Raw genomic sequence first — 20,692 nt, 5'->3', positions numbered from 1 at the left:
AAACGCGGCAGTCTTGTCCAACCCCGGGCGCCAGCAAAGCGCCCGGTGGCTCACGGCCCGACGATCGCCTGCGCGCTGCGGTTGAAGTCGATGACGCGCCGGGCCACCTCTCGCACGTCCTCCACCGTCACCGCAGCGATGTGATCCGCGTAGTGCAGGAAGTTCTCCAGGTTCGTCCCGTAGCACGTGTCCAGCGCCAGCAGCCCTGCTCGCGCCGCATTGCGCTGCAGGCCGATCGCGTTCGTGCCGATCAAGTGCAGCCGCGCCCGCGCCAGCTCCGCCTCCGGAACCCGCTCCTCGCACAGCCGCATCAGCTCCGTCTTGATGCCCGCCAGCGCGTCGTTCACCTTCTCCGGGCTCGTGCCGATGTAGGCCGCGAAGTAGCCTGGATCCACCCCCTCCACCGAGAAGCTGCTCACGCTGTAGGCCATGGAGCGCTTGTCTCGCAGCTCCACGAAGAGACGCCCGCCCTGCCCGGAAAGCAGCATGGAGAGCACCTCCAGCGCATGCCGCTGCGGATCATTCAGCCGCATGCCCATGAACCCGTACACCACGTGCGTCTGCGCGCGGGCCAGGACCCGCTTCTCCTGGCGCGGCGCCTCCGGAATCGGATCCACCGGCACCACCGGCGCTGCCTTTGCCTTGCCTCGCGGCTTGCCGAAGTACTCCCGCGCCAGGGCCATCACCTCTTCTACCTTCACGTCGCCCACCACGCTCAGCGACAGTTGCGATGGATCCATGTACGCCGCGTGGTACTCCCGCAGCGCCTCGGGCGTCAGCGCCTCCACCGGCCCGTGCTCTCCCATCGCCGGCATCCGGTACGGGTGCGAGCGGTACAGCGTCTTCCCGAAGAGCTCGAACGCCAACCCCGACGGCTTGTCCTCGCGCGTGACGATGTCCTGCAGCAGCAGGCGGCGCTCCCGAGCCACCTCGGCCTCGGGGAAGGTGGGCTCCACCACGCACTCCGAGAAGAGGCGGAAGGCCTGCTCGAAGTGCTTCGCGAGGAAGTCCCCGCGCATGCCCACCGAGTTGCGCCCGCCCACCCCGTTCAGCGAGCCCGCGTACGCATCCACCAACTGGGTGATCTCCTCCGCGTCCCGCGTGCGAGTCCCACGCGTGAGGCTGCGGGTCACCAGCGTCGTCAACCCGTTCGTGGCTGGAGTCTCGTACCGGAGCCCACCGGCGAACGCGGCCCGAAGCGCGAACAGCGGCACCCCGTGCTCCTCGCGCACGATGATGCGTGCACCCGAGGGCAGAGTCTCCTGGACGATCTCCCCGGTCCCCGAGCGAGAGGGAACCACCCGCATCGCCCCATCCCGCGTCGGCCTGCGCACCTTGCGCTCGGGACGCAGCGTGGGCGACTCGTGGGCCACCTTGTCGAGGAGCTCCTCGGCCTGGGCCCCACTGAAGGCCGTGCCCGGAGGCAACAGCCCGGTCACCACCGCCTGGTCGAAGCGCAGGTAGCGCTCGGCCGCATCCCGCACGTCCTCGGGGGTCAACCGCGCCACTGCCTCGTAGTAGCGCTGCTCCGCCTCCAGTCCGTCCATTCCGGACTGGTAGTAGCCCATCTTCCGCGCCATGCCCTGCACCGTCTCGCGCTGGTACACGGCCTCGGCCTCGAGGATGGCCTTCACCGTGTCCAACTCGTCCGCGGACACCGGCTGGGCCCGCAGCTCGGCCAGCGCCCGCGTCGTCTCCTCCAACGCCCGGTGCGCGTTCGCCGCGGGCAGCGTGAGCGAGGCGCTGAACAGCCCCGGATCCCTCGGCGTGTACGCGGAGGCATGGATCTCGTTCACAAGGTTGTGCTTGCGCTTCACCTCTACCGCCAGCCGGGACGCCTCCCCCTGGCCCGCCAGCATCGCCAGCACATCCAGTGCGGGCACATCCGGGTGCGCCGCGTGAGGGATGCCGAAACTCAGGTGAAGGTAGGCTTCCTTCACATCATCCTCGCGCACCAGCAGCCGGCGGCGCGTCGCGGGAGGCTCGACCGGGCGCGGCGCGAGCCCCTCGAAGGGCCGGCCCCAGTCCCCACCGAAGATTTCATCCACCCACTCGCGCAGCTCCGCCTCGCGCAGGTCCCCCACCACCGAGAGCACCAGGTTCTTCGGTGAGTAGTACCGGTTGTAGAATTCCAGCACCTTCTCCCGAGTGAAGCTGCGCACGCTCTCCTCGGTCCCGATGACGGGCCGACGGTACGGGTGCACCGCATACGCCGTGGCGAACAAGTCCCTCGAGGCGCGCCGGGCCGGAGCGTCCTGGCTGCGCTTGATCTCCTCGCACACCACTTCGATTTCCCGCGCCAGCTCGTCCTTGTCGAACGCGGAGTGCCGCACCGCGTCGCCCAGGATGTCCAGCCCCTTTCGGGCAAACTGGCTGGCCATGACGATGTGGTAGACCGTCTGGTCGAAGGACGTCCAGGCGTTGATCTCCCCGCCATGGGCCTCCACGTCCCGGGCGATCTCCCCCGGGCCCCGGCGCTCGGTACCCTTGAAGAGCATGTGCTCGTGGAGGTGGGCCAGGCCCGCCTGGTCGAGCCGCTCGTCGGCGCTGCCGACCTTCACCCAGACCTGGAAGGCCGCGACCTTGGCGGCGTGCGTTTCCTCGAAGACAACGGTGAGCCCGTTGGGCAGCGCGTAGCGGAGGGGCATAGGGAGCTTCCGAAGCTGGCACCAGCCCTGCACGGAAGCAAGGCGGAGAGTGAGGTTTCCCCTACTCCCTAACGCCGCGCCCACCCCTGGGCGACCCGGAAGCATGTCCGAGCCCCAGGCGGAGGGGCAGGCTGGATTCCGCGCGTGTATGTTGGAGAACACCCCGGACGGGCGATAACCTGCGCTCGTCATGGCCCCGCCCTTGGAAGAGCTGGATCCGCTCGCGGACCTGCGTGAGAGCTTGGACGGTGGTGCCTCGTCCGCACCCTCGCCGAGCAAGCCTGTGGCCGCGGCGGCGCCTCCCCCCTTGCCTCCTCGCAAGAGCGCCTCGCCCCCGGCGCCCATCCCCAGTGGCAGCCAATCCGGCGTGGCCTCGCCCCTGGCCAAGAGCGCCCGTCCGGTGGGCGGGAATGATCCGTTTGGCGAGCCCGCGGAGCCCCGGCTGCCCATGGGCGCCGCGCCGGAGGAGAAGCTCGAGTTCTTCCGTCAGGTCGTCAAGCAGAAGACCGAGACGCTGGCCCGAGCGCGCACGCTGTATTCCGAGAAGGACTCGGAGCTGACCACCCTGCGTCAGTCGGTGACCCAGCTCACCCAGGACCTCACAGCGGCCAAGAAGGAGCTCACCGACGCCCGAGGGCAGCTCGGCGGGCTGAAGGACCTGCCGCAGAAGCTGGCCCAGGCGACGGAGGCCCAGGCGCGCCAGGAGAAGCGCGCGTCCACCGCCGAGTCGAAGCTGGCCGAGGTCCAGGGCGAGCTCGATGCGGTCGAGGCGGATCGCAAGGACCTGTCCCGCGCGCTCGCGGACGTGGAGTCGGAGCTGCCCCGCCTCAGCGACGAGCTGCGCTCGGAGCGGGAGGCTCGGGCGGCGCTGGCCGAGGAGCTCATCGGCGCCAAGGAGGCCCTCTCGCTGGCGCAGGACCGCGTGGCGGACCTGGCCGCGGAGAAGTCCGAGGCCCAGGGCACCATGGAGGCCGTCCAGGAGCAGTTCCAGGCCGCGCTCGCGGACGTGGAGCGGCTGACAGGTGAGCTCCAGACGGCCACCACCGAGCGGGATGGGCTCACCACCGAGCGTGAGGAGCTGTCGCTGCGGGCCAGCCAGCTCGAGGCGGCCCTGGCCGAGGCCAACGGCAACCTGAGCGCGCTGGAGAGCGAGAGCGAGTGGTCCCGCAGCTCGCTCGAGGAGGCGCAGTCCCGCGCCCAGCTGATGGAGGCGGAGCGGGACGAGGCCCGCTCGGAGATCGCCACGGCGCAGCAGCAGGTGACGACGCTCGAGACGGAGAAGCGCACGCTGAAGACGCGCGTCTCCGAGCTGGAGCGGAACCTGGCTCTCAAGGACGCGGATCTGATCGGGGTGCGCGCTGCGCTCTCGGCCCGCACGTCCGAGGCCGGGGCGCTCATTGGCCGCGCGGAATTGGCTGAAGGCAAGGCGGCCACGCTCTCCGAGCGCGTGCAGGCCCTGGAGTCGGAACTGGTCGAGGCCACCGAGCGCGCCCAGAACGCCGAGGTGGAAGTGGCCTCGCTCCGGGGCTCGTTGGAAGCCAGCGAGGCCGAGCAGGTGGCGCTGCGAGATCGCCTCGATGCGGATACGACGGCCCTGACGGAGACGGTGCGTACCGCCGAGGCCCAGGTGGAGGAGCTGAACGCGCTGTTGGCCACGGCGCGCTCCGAGCGGGATGAGACCGTTGGAGAGCTCGACGCGGTGAAGGCGACGCTGCACTCCGTGCAGTCCACGCTGCAGTCCACGCAGGCCGCGCTCCAGTCCACGCAGTCCACGCTGCAGGCCACGCAGGCGGAGAAGACCAGCCTGGCCTCGCGCGCGACGGCGCTGGAGAAGGGCGGGGCGCAGCGCGACACGCAGGTGGCGGAGCTGAACGCCAAGCTGGAGGCGGCGCGCGCGGAGGCGGAGGACAAGACATCGCGGCTCGCCCAGCGCGCGAAGATGCTGGAAGGAGCGTTGGAGACGGCTCGCAACGAGGCCTCCGCCGCGGCGAAGAAGGCCTCCGCCGAGCTGGCGACCGCCGAGACGAATCTCCGGACGGCCCGGAACAAGGAGGCCGAGGCGACCAAGGCCCGCACGGCCGCGGAGCAGAAGCTCTCCCTGGCGGAGGCCTCGCTCAAGTCGGAGAAGGGCAGCCAGGGAGCGATCGGCCAGAAGCTGGCGCAGGTCGAGGCCTCGCTGGAGGCCGAGCAGGCCGAGCGTGCAAGCCTGGAGGCTCGGATCTCGGAGATGGAGACCTCGCTGCAAGCGGAGCAGGCCCAGCGTGCGAACCTGGAGCAGGAGCTGGAGCAGGCGCGTGCCACCCCGGCTGCCCCTGCGGGCGGCGGGGCTTCCGCGGAGCTCATTGCCGAGCGCGACAAGCTCAAGGCGGACATCACCGCCATGAAGAAGAAGCTGGTGGCGGCCGAGTCTGCCATCGAGGCAGCGGCCACCTACAAGGCGAAATTGGCGCGGCTGGAGGCGCAGTTGAAGGGTGGCAAGAAGTAACCACCCCATGCCGTTCTCCGCGCCCATCGATGCCTGGACCGGGATGCCGGCAGCCCGCTTCGGGCTGTACCTGCACTTTCCCTACTGCCTGGCGAAGTGCCCGTACTGCGACTTCGCCGTGACGGTGGCGCGCCAGGTGCCGGAGGAGCGCTACGCCCACGCGGTGCTGAAGGAGCTGGACGCCCGGCTGGCGTCTACTCCAGAGCTCCGGAAACGGCCCCTGGAGTCCATCTTCCTTGGGGGCGGAACCCCTTCACTGTGGCACCCGAAGTGGGTGGCGCACGTGCTCGAGGGCATCGCGGCGAGGCTCCCGGTGGCGGCGGGCGCGGAGGTGTCGCTGGAGGCGAACCCCGAGCTGGCGGACTCGGAGCGGTTCGCGGGCTTCCACGCGGCGGGGGTGAACCGGCTCTCGCTGGGGGTGCAGTCCTTCCAGCCGGAGACCTTGAAGGCGCTCGGGAGGGCGCACGACGCGCAGGGGGCGGAGGCGGCGTTCCGCATGGCGCGGCGCGCGGGCTTCGAGGTGGTGGCCATGGACTTCATCTATGGAGTCCACGGCCAGACGCGGGAGCAGGTGGAGGCGGATGCCCGGCACGCGGTGGCGCTGGAGCCCGAGCACCTGTCCACGTATGCGCTGACACTGGAGCGCGAGGTGCTCGCGGAGGACACGCCCCTGGCGAAGCGGCTGGCGCGCGGAGAGGTGTCCCTGCCTCAGGATGAAGAGGTGGTGGCCATGTCCTCCGCGCTGCGCGAGGTGTATGCCGCTCACGGCCTGCACCGCTACGAGATCTCCAATCACGCGCGAGAGGGCTACAGCTCGCGGCACAACGCGCTGTACTGGACGGGCGGCGAGTACCTGGCGCTGGGCGTGGGGGCCTCGGGCATGCTGCACACGCCGGCTCCCCACCGGTACGTGAACCTGCGGAGCACGGAGGCCTGGCTGCGAGCGGTGGAGCAGGGCGCCCTGCCCGAGGCGAGCCGCGAGGAACTGGGCCCGCAGGAGCTCTTCGAGGAGCGGCTCGCGATGGGGCTGCGGTTGCGCTCGGGCGTGGACTGGGAGGCAGTGTGCGCCGCGTACGGCCAGGATCCGGAGCCTCGGCGGGCAGAGGTGGCGCGGCTGGTGGCGCACGGCCTGGCGACGCTGCACGGTGGGCGCCTGGTGTTGACAGAGACGGGCGCGGATCTGCACAGCGCCATCTGCGCGAGGCTGATTTAAGGTGCTCGTGTATACAACGGCCCTCTGGAAGCCCGGGGCATGGCTCAGGGCCCTCTCCGTCACAGAGCAGGAATCGAGAACATGAGCACGTGGATGCTGTGGATGATCATCTCGTCCCTCACCGGGCGGCCACTGCTGTCGCTGGCGCTGGTGTTCGTAGTGGTGTGGGCGATGGATCGCTACACCCTCCAGCTCCTGCCGCGTCCGCTGCGCTTCATCCACCGGTGGCGGCGCGCGGGGCAGTTGGAGCGGGCCCTGATGGTCAACACGCATGACCGGCGGGCGCGCTTCGAGCTGGCGGAGCTACGCGTGGGGCAGGGGCGCTACGCGGCGGCGGTGGAGCTGCTCAAGCCCAACCTGGAGGCGGGCGACGAGGACGTGGACACCCTCTTCCTGCTCGGGGTGGCGTACCTGGGGGCCGGAGAGGTGGCCAAAGGGGAACTGCTGCTGGGCGAGGCCGAGAAGCTGAACCCGGATTTCCGTATGGGCTCCATCGATCTGGAGCGCGGCCGGTTGCGGTTGACGCACGGCGACGTGAAGGGCGCGATCGAGGCGCTGGAGCGCTTCGTGAAGGCGCGGCATGGCTCCGTCGAGGGGCGGGTGCTGCTGGCCAAGGCGTTGGACAAGGCGGGGCGGGACGCGGACGCGGCGCTGATGCGGGACGAGGCCTGGAAGGACTATGTGGCGGCGCCGGGCTTCCAGCGCCGCCGGGAGCGGATGTGGGCCTGGCGCGCCCGTCCCAGCCGGCCCATCACCTACGGGGTCATCGCCCTGGTGGTGCTGGTGCTGGGCTACCAGGCGCTGAGCCGTGTCTCTCCGCCGATGGATCCTTCGGCGGATCCGTATGCGACACATCCGTATGCGACAGGGTCGGACGAGGACGAGTAACGCGGATGCCTCAGTCCCTCTGTATTTTCCTGTCCATCCAGGTTTCAATGGTGGTGACGCCTCTCTTGGTTTTCTTGGACTTCTGGCCGACATCTTCCAGAGGTAGCTGATGTTCCCCGCCCCATCCCATGTGCTCCGCCAGCGAGAGGGGACGCTCGCGGAGATGCCGCTGCCCTTGTTGCTGCACGCGCTGGCCATGGAGGAGCGCACGTGCACGCTGGAGTTGAGGGCTCGCCAGCGCGAGAAGCGCATCACCTTCGAGGAGGGCGCGCCGGTGGCGTGCGTCTCGAACCTGCTGCACGAGACGCTGGGCAAGTTCCTGGTGGAGAAGGGGAAGCTGAGCGAGGCGGACTACCAGAAGACGCTCTCGGAGAGCATCCAGACGGGGCAGGACATCGGCGCGCTGCTGGTGCAGAAGGCGCTGATCAGCCCGTTCGATCTGTACAAGCAGCTGCAGGCGAACCTGGGGTTGAGCCTGCTGGACTGCTTCCGGTGGACGGATGCGCGCTACAAGCTGATCGCGGACGTGGATCCGCCGGGCACGAGCGTGCGGACGAACACGGCGCAGCTCATCCTCACGGGCGTGGCGAACATGATGCCGTTCGACGTGGTAGCCACGCACTTCACCTTCACGGATGACCGGCGCTTCGCGCAGGTGCCGGGGGTGGATGGGCCCAAGCTGTCGGCGAAGGACGCGCGGCTGTTCCAGTCGCTGCGGATGCGTCCCACCTTCTCGGAGCTGCTGGAGCGGACGGGCTACGACACGGAGGCGGCGCTGCGCCGGCTGTACGCGCTGTGCATCGTGGGCATCGTGGACTTCGCGGACGCGGTGGACGAGCGGGTGGCTTCAGCGCCGGTGCCTCCAGCCGCTACGGTGCTGGAGCCGGAGCCCGTGACTCCCGCGGTGCCTTCGGGGACACCGTTCTCGGACGAGGACGAGGCCGCGCGCAACGAGCTGGTGAGCGTCTTCATGTCGCATCGGAGCCAGGATCCGTTCGGGCTGCTGGGGGTGCCGGAGGACGTGCAGCCGCTGGCGCTGCGCAAGGCGTTCCTGTCGATGGCGGACAAGTTCAGTCCGCTGCGCTTCAACACTCCGGACCTGAAGGAGAAGGCGGAGATCCTCCTGGCGGCGTACGCGCGGGCGTTCGGTGTCTTGATGGAGCCGGACCTGGCGACGCTGTGGCGCAAGCGGAGGGCTGCGGCGCGAGAGAAGGAGAAGGGGACGGGGAGGCCGACGACGGCGGAGCAGTTCCGTATCAAGACGGAGTTGCTGGATGGTCGGACGCAGTTCGATCAGGGCAAGAAGCGGCTGGAGACGCGCAACTTCACGGGAGCGCTCGAGTACTTCGAGTACGCGTGTGACATCGAGCCTCGGCCGATGCACCTGGCCTACCGGGCGTGGGCGCGCTACCTGATCAAGCCGGAGGCGCACGGCAAGCTGGCGCAGCAGGAGTTGAGCGAGGTGCTGCGCCAGGATCCAGGCCTGGAGGAGGGTTGGTTCTTCTTCGGCGAGGTGTGCCGGGGCGAGAGCCAGTGGTCCCAGGCGGAGGACGCGTACCGGCGGGCCTTCAAGCTGAACCCGAAGAATCGCCGGTACGTGGATCTGATTCAGGAGACGATCAAGAACGCGAAGCGCTGAACTCGCCTCGGCTCACGGGATCAGCGCTTCCCGCCCGCCACCTTCTCCAACGGCCGCTGCTCCGGGAGAACGAAGATTGCCGGAGCCACGGTGTTCGGATCCTCTCGGAAGAGGCTGCCGTCCTGGACGTAGAAGGTGTTCACCTTGTACCCGTCCGCCATGGGCACCCCGTTCTGGATGCGGAGATCCCCCACGCACCGCAGACGCGTGCCCGAGTAAGCCCTCACCAGGTGGCCCTCCGGGCTCAGGACGACCAGATGACCATAGCGGTGCAGGTTCTGCGTGAGTGACCGGCGGGAGAGAGGCTGTCCCGAGTTGATCGCCTCCTGCAGGAGGAACGATGCCAGGACACGCGGCCCGTAGGCCGGCATGTTGCCGTCCACGAACTTGAACCGGAGCAGCAGCAGCAGGTCCTTCGTCTGGCCCAGGGTCAGGACCTCCCCGAGGGGCAGATCCTCCTCGGCCACCCCGGCCTTCGTCAGCAACATGTCGAAGTCGTCCAGCTTCGCCAGGCGCGCCCGCTCCGCCCCGAAGTAGTCGCCGCCGGACGACTCCCGGTGCTTCGCGCATCCCGAGGCCCAGACCGCCAGTCCGAGCACCAACATGCGCACCATCTGCTCATTCCTCTTGTTCCGCATGACATCCCCCCTCAGCTTGATTCACCGAGTAGATGGCACAGACGGACAAACAAGAGAAATTGGACAATCCAATCCCAGGTCCAAGCTCAGACAGTGACAGGGATTGGAGTACAATGGACTGTTCACCTCACGGCGTCACGGTGGTGACGAACTTCGTCTTTCCGTCCTCCACCTTGAGCACCACCGCCTGCTTCTCGGCGTCGCGCTGGGCGTTGATGGTGATCTTCCCCGCCACACCCGGGAAATCCTTCGTCGCGGCGATGGCATCCCGCAGCGCCTTGCCCGACAAGTCCGGCGCCCGCCCCATCGCGTCCACCGCCAGCTTCGTCGCGTCATAAGCCAGAGCCGCCACGCTGTCCGGCAGCGACCCATAGATTTTCTGATACTTCTCGCTGAACTCCTTGAGGAGCGGGTCCGGGTTGTCCAGCGCGTAGTGGTTGGCGAAATAGCTCCCGTTCAGTGCCGAGCCGCCCAGCTCGAAGAGCTTCTCGGACTCCCAGCCATCCCCACCCAGCAGCGGCACCTTCAGGCCCAACTCCCGCGCCTGCCGCGCGATGAGCCCCACGTCCGTGTAATAGCCCGGCACGAACACCCCCTCCGGCTTCGCCTGCTTGATGGCCGTCAGCTGCGCGCGGAAGTCCGTATCCCCCTTCGAGTAGCTCTCGTTGGCGGAGATCTTCCCCCCCATCTTCTGGAACTCTTCCACGAACACCTTGGCCAGACCGATGGAGTACGCCGACTTGTTGTCCGTGAGCACCGCCACCCCGTTCAGCTTCAGGTTCTCCCGGGCGAACTTCGCCATCACCTTGCCCTGGAACGGATCGATGAAGCACACGCGGAAGATGTAGTCGCCCTTCTGCGTCACCTCGGGAGCCGTCGAGGTGTAGGAGATCTGCGGCACCCCCGCCGCCTGCGCCTTCTCCGCCATCGCCATCGACACCGACGAAGCCGCCTCGCCGATGATCACCGCCACCTTGTCCTGGGCAATCAGCCGCGTGACGGCCTGCGCCGCCTCCTCCGGCCGGCCCTGGCTGTCGTACACGCGCACCCCCAGCTTCTTGCCCTTCACCCCTCCTGCGGCATTCGCCTCGTTGATGGCCAGCTCGATGCCGTTGCGCGCCGAGATGCCGAAGGTGGCCTCGCTGCCCGTGAGGCTGCCCACCTCTCCAATCAGGATCGTGTCCGATGGGGCAGGTGGGGTGGTCTGGGCGGACTCGGCAGGTGGCGTGTTCGCCGAGGGAGCAGGCGGGGGCTGAGTCTTCTTCTCGCAGGCCATCACGGTCAGTGCGAGCGCGGCGAGCAAGAGCGAGGCGGGACGGCGTACGGGCAGGGGCAGGGGCAAGGACATGCTTCCTCCAGAGGGCTCCCCCTCTTCACACGTCCCCCCAACGGCTTCAACATCCAACCCCCTCGCCCACCCCTCCACCGGACCAGCGACGTTCCCTTGATTTTAATGTGGACCGATTTGGTACGGTTTAAGTAAGGAGGCGCCGCAGTCTGCGGAGTGCCTCGCGCACAGGAGAAGACACCGGATGTTCCGGATGAGCAAGATGACCGACTACGGCCTCGTGCTGTTGACCGAGCTGGCTCGGGACGAGGGCACCACGCGCACGGCCCGCGAGTTGGCGGAGGCCACACGGGTGCCCCTGCCCTCGGTGAGCAAGGTGCTCAAAGGGCTGCAGAGCGCCGGCGTGCTGGTGTCGCACCGAGGCGCCACGGGCGGCTATGGGCTGGCCCGGCCCGCCGCCTCCCTCCCGCTCACGCAGATCATCACTGCCCTGGAAGGGCCCGTGGCCATCACCGAATGTGTCCAGCACACCGGCACTGAGCCGGCCTGTGAGCTGGAGTCCGTGTGCCGCGTCCGGGGCCACTGGCGCGTCATCAACCAGGCCATCCAGGACGCGCTCGGCCGGCTGACGTTGGCGGACCTGTGCGCCCCCACCCCGCGCGTCGAGCGACTCGTCGGGCTGAACGTGCCCGCTCGCCCGGTCACCACTGGAGGGCTCTCTTCATGAGCACCGAGACCATTCACGAGCTGACCAATCGTCAGTACCAGGCGGGCTTCGTCACCGCCGTGGAGGCCGACACCCTGCCTCCTGGGCTCAATGAGGATGTCGTCCGCCTCATCTCCGAGAAGAAGGGCGAGCCGCAATTCCTCCTCGACTGGCGCCTCAAGGCCTACCGCCACTGGCTCACCCTGAAGGAGCCCCGCTGGCAGAAGGTCCAGTACAACCCCATCGACTATCAGGCCATCCGCTACTACTCGGCGCCCAAGCAGAAGCCCAAGCTGGACAGCCTGGACCAGGTGGACCCCGAGATTCTCCGCACCTACGAGAAGCTCGGCATCCCGCTCGAGGAGCAGAAGCTGCTGCAGAACGTGGCGGTGGATGCCGTGTTCGACTCGGTATCCGTGGCCACCACGTTCAAGGACAAGCTGGCCAAGGCGGGCGTCATCTTCTGCTCGTTCTCCGAGGCCGTGCGCGAGCACCCCGAGCTCATCCAGCGCTACCTCGGCTCCGTGGTGCCGTACTCGGACAACTTCTTCGCCGCGCTCAACTCGGCCGTCTTCAGCGATGGCTCGTTCTGCTACGTGCCCAAGGGCGTGCGCTGCCCCATGGAGCTGTCCACCTACTTCCGCATCAACGCCGCGGAGACGGGCCAGTTCGAGCGCACCCTCATCGTCGCCGACGAGGGCGCCTCCGTGAGCTACCTCGAGGGCTGCACCGCTCCGCAGCGCGACAAGAACCAGCTCCACGCCGCCGTGGTGGAGCTCGTCGCCCTGGACGGGGCCAACATCAAGTACTCCACCGTGCAGAACTGGTACCCCGGCGATGCCGAGGGTCGCGGCGGTATCTACAACTTCGTCACCAAGCGCGGCATCGCCCACAAGCGCTCCAAGATTTCGTGGACGCAGGTGGAGACGGGCTCGGCCATTACGTGGAAGTACCCCAGCGTCATCCTCAAGGGGGATGACTCGGTGGGCGAGTTCTACTCGGTGGCGCTCACCAACCATCGGCAGCAGGCCGACACCGGCACGAAGATGGTTCACCTGGGGCGCAACACCCGGAGCACCATCGTCTCCAAGGGCATCTCCGCCGGCCACGGGCAGAACACGTACCGGGGGCTCGTGAAGGTGACCAAGAACGCCGAGGGTGCGCGCAACTACACCCAGTGCGACTCGCTGCTCCTGGGCAGCAAGTGCGGCGCCCACACGCTGCCGTATATCGAAGTGAAGAACGCGTCCGCGCAGGTCGAGCACGAGGCGTCCACGTCCAAGATTGGCGAGGACCAGCTCTTCTACTGCCAGCAGCGCGGCATCTCGAAAGAGGACGCAGTGTCGATGATCGTCAACGGCTTCTGCCGTCAGGTGTTCAAGGAGCTTCCGATGGAGTTCGCGGTCGAGGCGCAGAAGCTGCTCGGGGTGAGTCTGGAAGGGAGTGTGGGGTAGTCATGCTGCTGAGCGTCCGGAACCTCCACGCACGGATTGGAGACAAGCAGATCCTCAAGGGCATCGATCTGGAGATCCAGCCCGGCGAGGTCCACGCCATCATGGGCCCCAACGGTTCGGGCAAGAGCACGCTCTCGCAGGTGCTCGCGGGCCGCGAGACGTACAAGGTCACCGAGGGCGAGGTACTCTTCGACGGGAAGGACCTGCTGGGCCTCTCGCCCGAGCAGCGCGCCACCGCTGGCGTGTTCCTCGCCTTCCAGTATCCGGTGGAGATCCCCGGCGTGGGCAACCTCCACTTCCTGCGCACCGCGCTCAATGCGCAGCGGCGCTCCCAGGGGCTGGAGGAACTCGACGCCATGGACTTCCTCTCGCTCGCCAAGGAGCGGATGAAGCTGGTCCAGATGGACCAGGGCTTCCTCAACCGCTCCGTCAACGAGGGCTTCTCCGGCGGCGAGAAGAAGCGCAACGAGGTATTCCAGATGGCGGTGCTCCAGCCTCGCCTGGCCATCCTCGATGAGACCGACTCGGGCCTGGATATCGACGCGCTGCGCATCGTCGCCGGCGGCGTGAACGCTCTGCGCTCGAAGGACCGGGGCATGCTCGTCATCACCCACTACCAGCGGCTGCTGGACTACATCGTCCCGGACAAGGTGCACGTGATGGCCGCCGGGCGCATCGTCATGTCCGGCGACAAGGACCTGGCGCTCGAGCTGGAGAAGAAGGGCTACGCGTGGGTGGAGCGGTTGACTCCCAATGCCGGGCGGGAGGCTCGCCCGTGAGTGGAGGGCTTCAGCACTACCTCGATGTGGCTCAGCGCTTCCAGGCAGAGCAGGCGGCCAGCGCTCCGCTGTGGCTGAGGACGCTCCGAGAGCAGGGGCTGGCGCAGCTGTCTCGCCAGGGCTTTCCCACTGCTCGGAACGAGGACTGGAAGTACACGGATGTGGCGCCCATCGTCTCGCGCCCCTTCGCCCTCGTGGGCGAGGGCCCGAAGGTGGAGCTCAGGGCTCGGGTGGAGCAGCTCGCCCTGCCAGGGCCTCGGCTCGTCTTCGTGGATGGCCGGCTCTCGTCCGAGCTGTCCTCGCTGGAGGGGTTGTTCGCCGGAGTGACGGTGAAGCCTCTTCGCCAGGCCCTGCGTGAGGATGCCGAGGTGCTGGAGCCCGTGCTCGGCCGTCGGGCCCGTGCGGATGTGCACCCCTTCGTCGCGCTCAACCTGGCGCTCCTGGAGGAAGGGGCTTTCGTGCAGATCCGGCCGGGTGCCGTGGCTCCCAGCCCCGTGCAGCTCGTCTTCCTGTCTTCTGGCGCGAGTACGGCGCCGGTGCTCTCCAGCCCCCGCGTGGTGGTGGTGGCGGGTGCGAACAGCGAGGCCTCGTTGGTGGAGGTGTACGCCGGAGCCGAGGGCGGCACTTCGTTCACCAACGCGGTGACAGAGGTAGTGCTCGGCGAGAACGCGCGGCTGCATCACTACAAGCTCCAGGCCGAGCCGGATGCGGCCTTCCACGTCGCGAGCCTCCACGCCGAGCAGGCTCGGGACAGCCGGCTGGCCTCGCATGCCTTCTCGCTGGGCGGAGCGCTGGCTCGCAACGAGGTGAGCTCCGTGTTCGCGGGCGAGGGCGGCGAGTGCGTGCTCAACGGCCTCTACGTGGGCCGAGGCACGCAGCACCTGGACAACCGCACGGACCTGGATCACGCCGTGCCCCGGTGCACGAGCCGCGAGCTCTATAAAGGAGTACTCGATGGCCGCTCGCGCGGCACCTTCCACGGACGCGTGCTGGTGCGCCAGGACGCGCAGCGCACGGACGCGAGCCAGACCAATCGCAACCTCCTGCTCTCGGAGGAGGCGCTCGTGGACACGCGCCCGCAGCTGGAGATCCTCGCGGATGACGTGAAGTGCGCCCACGGCGCGGCGGTGGGCCGGCTGGATGAGCAGTCCCTCTTCTACCTGCGCGCCCGAGGCATCCCCAAGGCCGAGGCGGAGCGGCTGCTCACCTACGCCTTCGCCAGCGAGGTGGTGGGCGCGGTGACCCTGGAGCCCCTCCGGGCCCGGGTGGAGCAGTTGCTGTCAGCACGATTGCCGGGCGGGGCCTGGCGGGAGGTGGTGGCATGAGCGGGCCAGGACTCGACGTGGCGAAGGTGCGCTCCGACTTCCCCATCCTCCATCAGGAGGTGCGGGGCCGTCCGCTGGTGTACCTGGACAGCGCCGCCTCCGCGCAGAAGCCGCAGGCTGTCATCGACGCCATCACGCACTTCTACACGCACGACAACGCCAACGTGCACCGCGGTGTGCACGCCCTCTCCGAGCGCTCCACGATTGCCTTCGAGGCCGCGCGGCAGAAGGTGGCCCGGTTCCTTCATGCGAAGGACGCGAATGAGATTGTCTTCGTCCGTGGCACCACCGAGGCCATCAACCTGGTGGCGCAGACCTTCGGCCGCAAGAACGTGGGCCCCGGCGACGAGGTGCTCATCACCGGCCTGGAGCACCACGCCAACATCGTCCCCTGGCAGATGCTGTGCGAACAGCAGGGCGCCACGCTCAAGCACATCCCGGTGAATTCGGACGGAGATCTGGCCCTGGACCGGCTGGACGAGTTCCTCACCCCGCGCACCCGCATCCTCGCGCTGACGCATGTCTCCAACGCGCTGGGCACCGTGGTGCCGGTGAAGGAACTCATCCGACGGGCCCACGCCAAGGGCATCCCCGTGCTCGTGGACGGTGCGCAGGCGGTGACGCACTTCGCGGTCGACGTGGTGGACCTGGACTGCGACTTCTACGCCTTCTCCGGCCACAAGCTCTTCGGCCCCATGGGCATCGGAGTCCTCTACGGCAAGAAGGAGCGCCTGGAGTCCATGCCTCCCTACCAGGGCGGCGGGGACATGATCCTCTCCGTGACGATGGAGAAGACCATCTACAACCGCGTGCCGCATCGCTTCGAGGCGGGCACGCCCGATGTGGCGGGCGCGGTGGGGCTCGGCGCGGCCATCGACTACCTGGAGCGCGTGGGCATGGATGCCATCGCCGCGCATGACAAGGAACTGCTGGCCTACACCGAGGAAGCCCTGGGACGCGTCCCTAGCATCCGGATCCTCGGGCACGGCCGCGAGCGCTCCGGCGTGGTGTCCTTCGTGATGGAGGACATCCATCCGCACGACATCGGCACCATCCTGGATCGCGAGGGCGTGGCCGTTCGCACGGGGCACCACTGCGCTCAGCCGCTCATGCAGTGCTTCGGCGTGGCCGCCACCGTGCGCGCCTCGATGGCGCTCTACAACACGCGGGAGGACGTGGACGCGCTGGTACGCGGGCTCCACAAGGTGCGGGAGGTGTTCGGATGAGCTCGGATCTGCAGGATCTCTATCAAGAGGTGGTGCTGGACCACGGCAAGCGCCCGCGCAACTTCCGCGAGGTGGAGGGCGCCAACGCCCGAGCCCAGGGCCACAACCCCCTCTGTGGTGACCAGCTCACCGTCACCCTGAAGGTCGAGGGCGGCGTCATTCGCGACGTCGGCTTCCAGGGCCAGGGTTGTGCCATCTCTCGTGCGTCCGCGTCGCTGATGACGGGCGCGGTCAAGGACCGGACGCGCGAGGAGGCCGAGAAGCTCTTCGAGCAGGTGCACAAGCTGGTGACCGAGGGACCGGCCGACGTGGACACCGAGGCGCTCGGCAAGCTGGCCGTCCTGTCTGGAGTGAGTGAGTTCCCGGCGCGAGTGAAGTGCGCGAGCCTCGCCTGGCACACCCTGCGCGCGGCGCTCCGCGGTGAGGCGGAGTCGATCTCGACGGAGTAGGGAGGGCGTAATGCGAGGTGGGTTGGTGGTCATCGAGCGCGAGTGCGAGGCAACGCTGATTCCCAGCGGAGATCGGGTGATGATCCCGGCCGGCACGGACCTGCGCGTCATGCAGTCGCTGGGCGGCAACGTCACCGTGCAGTCCGAGTCGACCGGTCAGCTCCTGCGCATCGACGCCAAGGACGCGGCCGCGCTGGGGCCCGAGTATGCCGAAGCCCCCAAGGCTCCCGAGTCAGAGCCCGCGGACGGCTCCTTCGACGAGCAGCGCGTCTGGGAGCAGCTCCGCACGGTGTACGATCCGGAGATCCCCGTGAACATCGTGGAGCTGGGCCTGGTGTACGAGTGCAAGGCCACGCCGCTGCCCGAGGGCGGCCAACGGGTGGACATCCAGATGACGGTGACGGCGCCCGGCTGCGGCATGGGCCCGGTGCTCGTGGATGACGTGCGGCGCAAGGTGTCGAGCGTCCCCGGCGTGAAGGAGGCCCACGTCGAGTTGGTGTGGGAGCCTCCCTGGGATCAGAGCCGCATGTCGGACGTGGCGCGGCTCGAGCTCGGGTGGATGTAGCGCCCTCGGGCGCTCACGGCCCGTGGACGGGAGCCGGTGTGGCGCGTTCCAGGTTGGCCTGGGGCAGCAGGACGCGGAAGGTGGCGCCCTTGCCCAGGATCGAATCGACCGTGATGTCGCCCCCGAGGCCGAGGACGATGCCGTAGCACACGCTCAGTCCCAGGCCTGTGCTCGTGCCGACGCGCTTGGTGGTGAAGAAGGGCTCGAAGACGCGGCCCAGGTGCTCGGGCGCGATGCCCTTGCCGTTGTCCTGGACCTCGACCGCCACCCGGCCGTCCTCCTGCACGCACGTGGCCACGCGCAGCGTCGGAGGGGAAGGAGCCTCCGTGAGCGCCTGAGCGGCATTGGCTAGCAGGCCGAAGAAGACCTGCTGCAAGCCGTTCTCGCTGGCGTAGACGGCCGGAACGTTCTGGAAGTCGCGCACCAGGTGGATGTTGGGAGCCAGCAGCGAACGGATCTCGCCCAGGGCGTGCTCGAGCACCTCGTGGACGTTGACGCGGGTGCGAGGCGCCTCGTCCAGGCGGGAGAACAGCTTGATGTTCTGGATGATGCGGCGGATGCGTTCGGCGCCCTCGTAGCTCTCGGCGCACACCTCACGCAGCTCCTGGATGTCACCGGTGCTCAGCCCCGAGCCGTTGGCCTCCAACTGGGTGCGCAGGTAGCCGAGGTTGGCCAGGATGAAGCTCAGTGGGTTGTTGATCTCGTGAGCCAGGCCCGCGGAGAGCCGGCCAAGGGCTTCCAGGCGTTGTGACTGGACGAGGCGAGCGTTGGCGAGGGTGAGCTGGTGGGTGCGCTCCTCGACGGCGCGAGTGAGGTCCTCCATGTGGAGGCGGTTGGTGCGCAGCAGTTCCCACTTTTCGGTGAGGGCGAAGGCCAGCTGTCGCACTTCGATGCCGTCGAAGGGCTTGCGGAGGATGAGCAGGCGCTGGGAGAGGCCGAGCCTGAGCATCATCTCTTCCCAGGAGTAGTCGGCGTAGGCCGAGCAGATGACGACCTGGATGTCGGGGTCGTCCTTCCAGATGCGGGAAGTGGTCTCGACGCCATCGATGCCTGGAGGCATGCGGATGTCGATGAAGGCCAGGGCGTAGGGCTTGCCCTGCTGGCGGGCCGTGCGCGCCATCTGCAGCGCCTCTTCCCCTTGGAATGCCGAGTCCACCTCGAAGCCGGGGAGCTGCGTCGTTGCCTCCGCGTGACCGAAGAGATCCGCCTCCATCGCGTCCAACGAGTCATTGGCCACGGGTGGGGAGAGGATCTTCCGGAAATCCTGATGGATGGTGCGGTTGTCGTCGACGACCAGGATGCGACGGTTGGGAGAACCGGGGGTGCTCACGACCTGACCTCCTCGACTGCCAGTGGAAGCTCCAGAATGAAGGTGGCGCCCTGTCCCGCTCCATCGCTGGAGCAGGTGAGCCGTCCCCTCATCTCCGTTGCAGCCAGAGCGCTGATATGCAGGCCGAACCCGTGGCCTGTCTTTTTCGTGGTGAAGCCCTGAGTGAACATTCGCGCCATGTGCTCCGGCGCGATCCCCGTGCCGTTGTCGGCGACCTCGATGAACAGACGCTGGGACTCAGGAGTGGACCGGACACGGATGGTCAAGCGCTTCTCCTCTCTCTGGCTCTCCACCAGGGCATGTCGCGCGTTGTTCAGCAGGTTGATGAGGATCTGCAGCAGCTTGTGCCGGTCGATGAGCACGGGAGGGACATTACCGTAATCGCGCTCGACCAGGATGCCCATGCGCTCAAAGGAGAGGGCATGCAGGCGCAGCGCTTCGTCAATGAGCTGCGGCACCTGGAGCTCCTCCACGGCACCCGCGGTGCGCGCATGCTTTTGTTGCATGCTCACCACGGACTTGATGTGGTCCACGCTCTCTGTCAGCGAGACGATTTCCTGGCTCATGGCCTCGCGCTCCTGGACAAGGCTCTCGGAGAGGGCCACCAGGTACTCCGGCAGCTTGCGGCCCTGCGGATCCGAGGAGAAGAAGGTGCTGAGATCCGAGGCGTGCTCGCGCAACAGTTGCGTCGCCTTGACCAACCCGGTGACGCGGGAGCGCTTGAGCAGGTCCGACAGCAGCGTGGTGGACACGTTCACGCTGTTGAGCGTGTTGCCCACGTTGTGGAGCACCCCCGTGGCGATCTCCGCCATGCCCGCCTGCCGCGAGGCGTCCACCAGCGTGCGGTGCATCTCTCCCATGCGCGCCTCGGCCTCCTTGCGCGCGCTGATGTCTCGCGAGAAGAGCGTCATGCCCGTGATGCGGCGCTCCTTGTCGAGGATGGGGGTGATGCAGATGTCCAGCGTGATCCGCTCTCCGTGCAGGAGGTACTCCTCCTCGAAGCGCAGCGGCTGGCCCGACGCGGTCTGCGCGAAGCGCCGCTTCCAGAGCAGTTGGCGCTCGGGGGTGGAGTGGGCGAAGAAGTACTCGCCCACCCTGGGCTCCTTCCCCAGGCGCCGGAAGAAGAGCCGCTTCTGGGCGCTGTTGGCGATGATCAGCCGGCCCTCCAGGTCCAACGAGCAGATCAGGTCGTCGGTGCTCTCGATGAGGCTGAGCAGCTTGTTCTCGCTCTGGCTCAGATCCTCCAGCGTCTGCTCCAGCCGCTGCTTCGCCGCGATCCCCACGGTGCTGTGCAGCGCCCCCAGCCCCCATGCGCCCAGGAAGGACAGGACGGCCAGGGTGTGCAGCGGCCAGAACTCCGCCTCGCTCAGGAAGAAGGGCCCCGTGCCGGTGGCCGTGTAGTGGCGCGGATAGACGAGCCCCAGGACGATCATGAGCAGGGCGGTCAGCAGGAACGACTCGCGAACCCCCAGCAGGTAGACCGCCAGCGCGGGCAGCAGCATGTGCGCGGCATGCAGGCTGGGGATGGGCGAGTCGCTCAGGAAGACGGTGGCCGTGAGCGCCTGGAACAGCACCAGGCACAGCAGCCACGCGGGCCCCCGGGGGGAGTGCGCCCGGCGCAGCACGACCAGCGTGCCCAGGTAGCCCAGCATGGAGATGCACATGGCCACGCGGATCGGCCGGGAAGACGTGCCCAGCAGGTACACCAGGCAGCAGAACGCGAAGAACAGCGACACCCCGGTCATGAAGCGGTAGCGGTTGAGCTCCGTGGGTGGGCTGGCACGCAGGCGCTCCGAGAGAAGCCTGTCCAGCAGCGGCAGCGGCCAGATGCGCAGCGATCGCGGGCTCTCGACGTGCGCGCCCATCACACGCACCTCGGCCGGAAAGTGCATCGTCTCGCTGGCTTCGTGTTCGCCATGTCCCCTGGACTTGCTCGCGGGGCGGATGACACGTCAGCAACCTTCACCCCCCCGGCTGATTTTGTTCTCAAGGGGATGGAATCTTCAAAGCCCTCCGTCATTTTCCGGACCCAGCCTCTAGGGAGGTAGGTGGAACTCAC

The 20,692-nt window shown here is 68.0% G+C and carries 16 protein-coding genes; 11 read left to right on the top strand and 5 right to left on the bottom strand.

Translation table 11 applies throughout. The annotated features are described in order from the left end of the window. Positions 1-50: 50 nt before the first annotated feature. Positions 51-2,648, bottom strand: coding sequence for a M16 family metallopeptidase (locus tag KY501_RS04040; RefSeq protein WP_224361178.1), 2,598 nt, complete (start codon positions 2,646-2,648; stop codon positions 51-53). A 190-nt stretch (positions 2,649-2,838) separates the two neighbouring features. Here KY501_RS04040 and KY501_RS04035 point away from each other — a divergent pair, with 190 nt between their 5' ends. From KY501_RS04035 to KY501_RS04020, 4 genes are all read left to right on the top strand, one after another. Further along, positions 2,839-5,133: a coiled-coil domain-containing protein gene (locus KY501_RS04035; RefSeq protein ID WP_224361177.1), complete on the top strand. Its 2,295-nt coding sequence runs from the start codon at positions 2,839-2,841 to the stop codon at positions 5,131-5,133. A gap of 7 nt (positions 5,134-5,140) precedes the next feature. Next, positions 5,141-6,346 (top strand): radical SAM family heme chaperone HemW, encoded by a 1,206-nt coding sequence (gene hemW / locus KY501_RS04030; RefSeq protein ID WP_224361176.1) that lies wholly within the window; start codon positions 5,141-5,143, stop codon positions 6,344-6,346. An 81-nt stretch (positions 6,347-6,427) separates the two neighbouring features. Continuing rightward, positions 6,428-7,234, top strand: coding sequence for a tetratricopeptide repeat protein (locus KY501_RS04025; RefSeq protein WP_224361175.1), 807 nt, complete (start codon positions 6,428-6,430; stop codon positions 7,232-7,234). Positions 7,235-7,343: 109 nt separating this feature from the next. Continuing rightward, positions 7,344-8,873, top strand: a complete 1,530-nt coding sequence (locus KY501_RS04020; protein WP_224361174.1) for a DUF4388 domain-containing protein — start codon at positions 7,344-7,346, stop codon at positions 8,871-8,873. A gap of 20 nt (positions 8,874-8,893) precedes the next feature. Here KY501_RS04020 and KY501_RS04015 read toward each other — a convergent pair whose 3' ends face one another. Both KY501_RS04015 and KY501_RS04010 read right to left on the bottom strand, forming a co-directional pair. Continuing rightward, the gene (locus KY501_RS04015) at positions 8,894-9,511 is read right to left on the bottom strand and encodes a hypothetical protein (RefSeq protein ID WP_224361173.1); all 618 of its coding nucleotides are present in this window, start codon (positions 9,509-9,511) and stop codon (positions 8,894-8,896) included. 127 nt (positions 9,512-9,638) lie between these two features. Then, the gene (locus KY501_RS04010; RefSeq protein WP_224361172.1) at positions 9,639-10,859 is read right to left on the bottom strand and encodes an ABC transporter substrate-binding protein; all 1,221 of its coding nucleotides are present in this window, start codon (positions 10,857-10,859) and stop codon (positions 9,639-9,641) included. Between the two features lie 184 nt (positions 10,860-11,043). Between KY501_RS04010 and KY501_RS04005 the strand changes: the two genes are divergently transcribed. Genes KY501_RS04005 through sufT form a run of 7 tightly spaced genes read left to right on the top strand, consistent with a single transcriptional unit; the run spans position 11,044 to position 17,303 of the window. Continuing rightward, entirely contained in the window at positions 11,044-11,526 is a 483-nt protein-coding gene (locus KY501_RS04005) for an SUF system Fe-S cluster assembly regulator (protein WP_224361171.1), read from the top strand. Beyond that, positions 11,523-12,959, top strand: coding sequence for a Fe-S cluster assembly protein SufB (gene sufB, locus KY501_RS04000; RefSeq protein WP_224361170.1), 1,437 nt, complete (start codon positions 11,523-11,525; stop codon positions 12,957-12,959). Before KY501_RS04005 ends, sufB begins: the two co-directional genes overlap by 4 nt. Positions 12,960-12,961: 2 nt before the next feature. Further along, positions 12,962-13,738, top strand: a complete 777-nt coding sequence (gene sufC / locus KY501_RS03995) for a Fe-S cluster assembly ATPase SufC (RefSeq protein WP_224361169.1) — start codon at positions 12,962-12,964, stop codon at positions 13,736-13,738. After that, positions 13,735-15,063, top strand: coding sequence for a Fe-S cluster assembly protein SufD (gene sufD / locus KY501_RS03990; protein WP_224361168.1), 1,329 nt, complete (start codon positions 13,735-13,737; stop codon positions 15,061-15,063). The genes sufC and sufD overlap by 4 nt, the downstream gene beginning before the upstream one ends. Beyond that, the gene (locus KY501_RS03985; RefSeq protein ID WP_224361167.1) at positions 15,060-16,289 is read left to right on the top strand and encodes a cysteine desulfurase; all 1,230 of its coding nucleotides are present in this window, start codon (positions 15,060-15,062) and stop codon (positions 16,287-16,289) included. The genes sufD and KY501_RS03985 overlap by 4 nt, the downstream gene beginning before the upstream one ends. Then, positions 16,286-16,738, top strand: a complete 453-nt coding sequence (sufU, locus tag KY501_RS03980) for a Fe-S cluster assembly sulfur transfer protein SufU (RefSeq protein ID WP_224361166.1) — start codon at positions 16,286-16,288, stop codon at positions 16,736-16,738. Before KY501_RS03985 ends, sufU begins: the two co-directional genes overlap by 4 nt. 10 nt (positions 16,739-16,748) lie before the next feature. After that, a complete protein-coding gene (sufT, locus tag KY501_RS03975; RefSeq protein ID WP_224361165.1) occupies positions 16,749-17,303 on the top strand; it encodes a putative Fe-S cluster assembly protein SufT in 555 nt (184 codons plus the stop codon). A 13-nt stretch (positions 17,304-17,316) separates the two neighbouring features. Here the strand turns inward: sufT and KY501_RS03970 are convergent, their stop codons facing one another. Continuing rightward, the gene (locus KY501_RS03970) at positions 17,317-18,633 is read right to left on the bottom strand and encodes a hybrid sensor histidine kinase/response regulator (RefSeq protein ID WP_224361164.1); all 1,317 of its coding nucleotides are present in this window, start codon (positions 18,631-18,633) and stop codon (positions 17,317-17,319) included. After that, positions 18,630-20,525, bottom strand: coding sequence for an ATP-binding protein (locus KY501_RS03965; protein ID WP_224361163.1), 1,896 nt, complete (start codon positions 20,523-20,525; stop codon positions 18,630-18,632). The genes KY501_RS03970 and KY501_RS03965 overlap by 4 nt, the downstream gene beginning before the upstream one ends. Positions 20,526-20,692 lie beyond the last annotated feature (167 nt).

Origin of the sequence: Hyalangium versicolor (assembly GCF_020103695.1) — a bacterium.
GTDB lineage: Bacteria > Myxococcota > Myxococcia > Myxococcales > Myxococcaceae > Hyalangium > Hyalangium versicolor.
The sequence above is the reverse complement of the archived record's forward strand: the minus strand, read 5'-3'. Positions and strand labels throughout refer to the sequence as shown.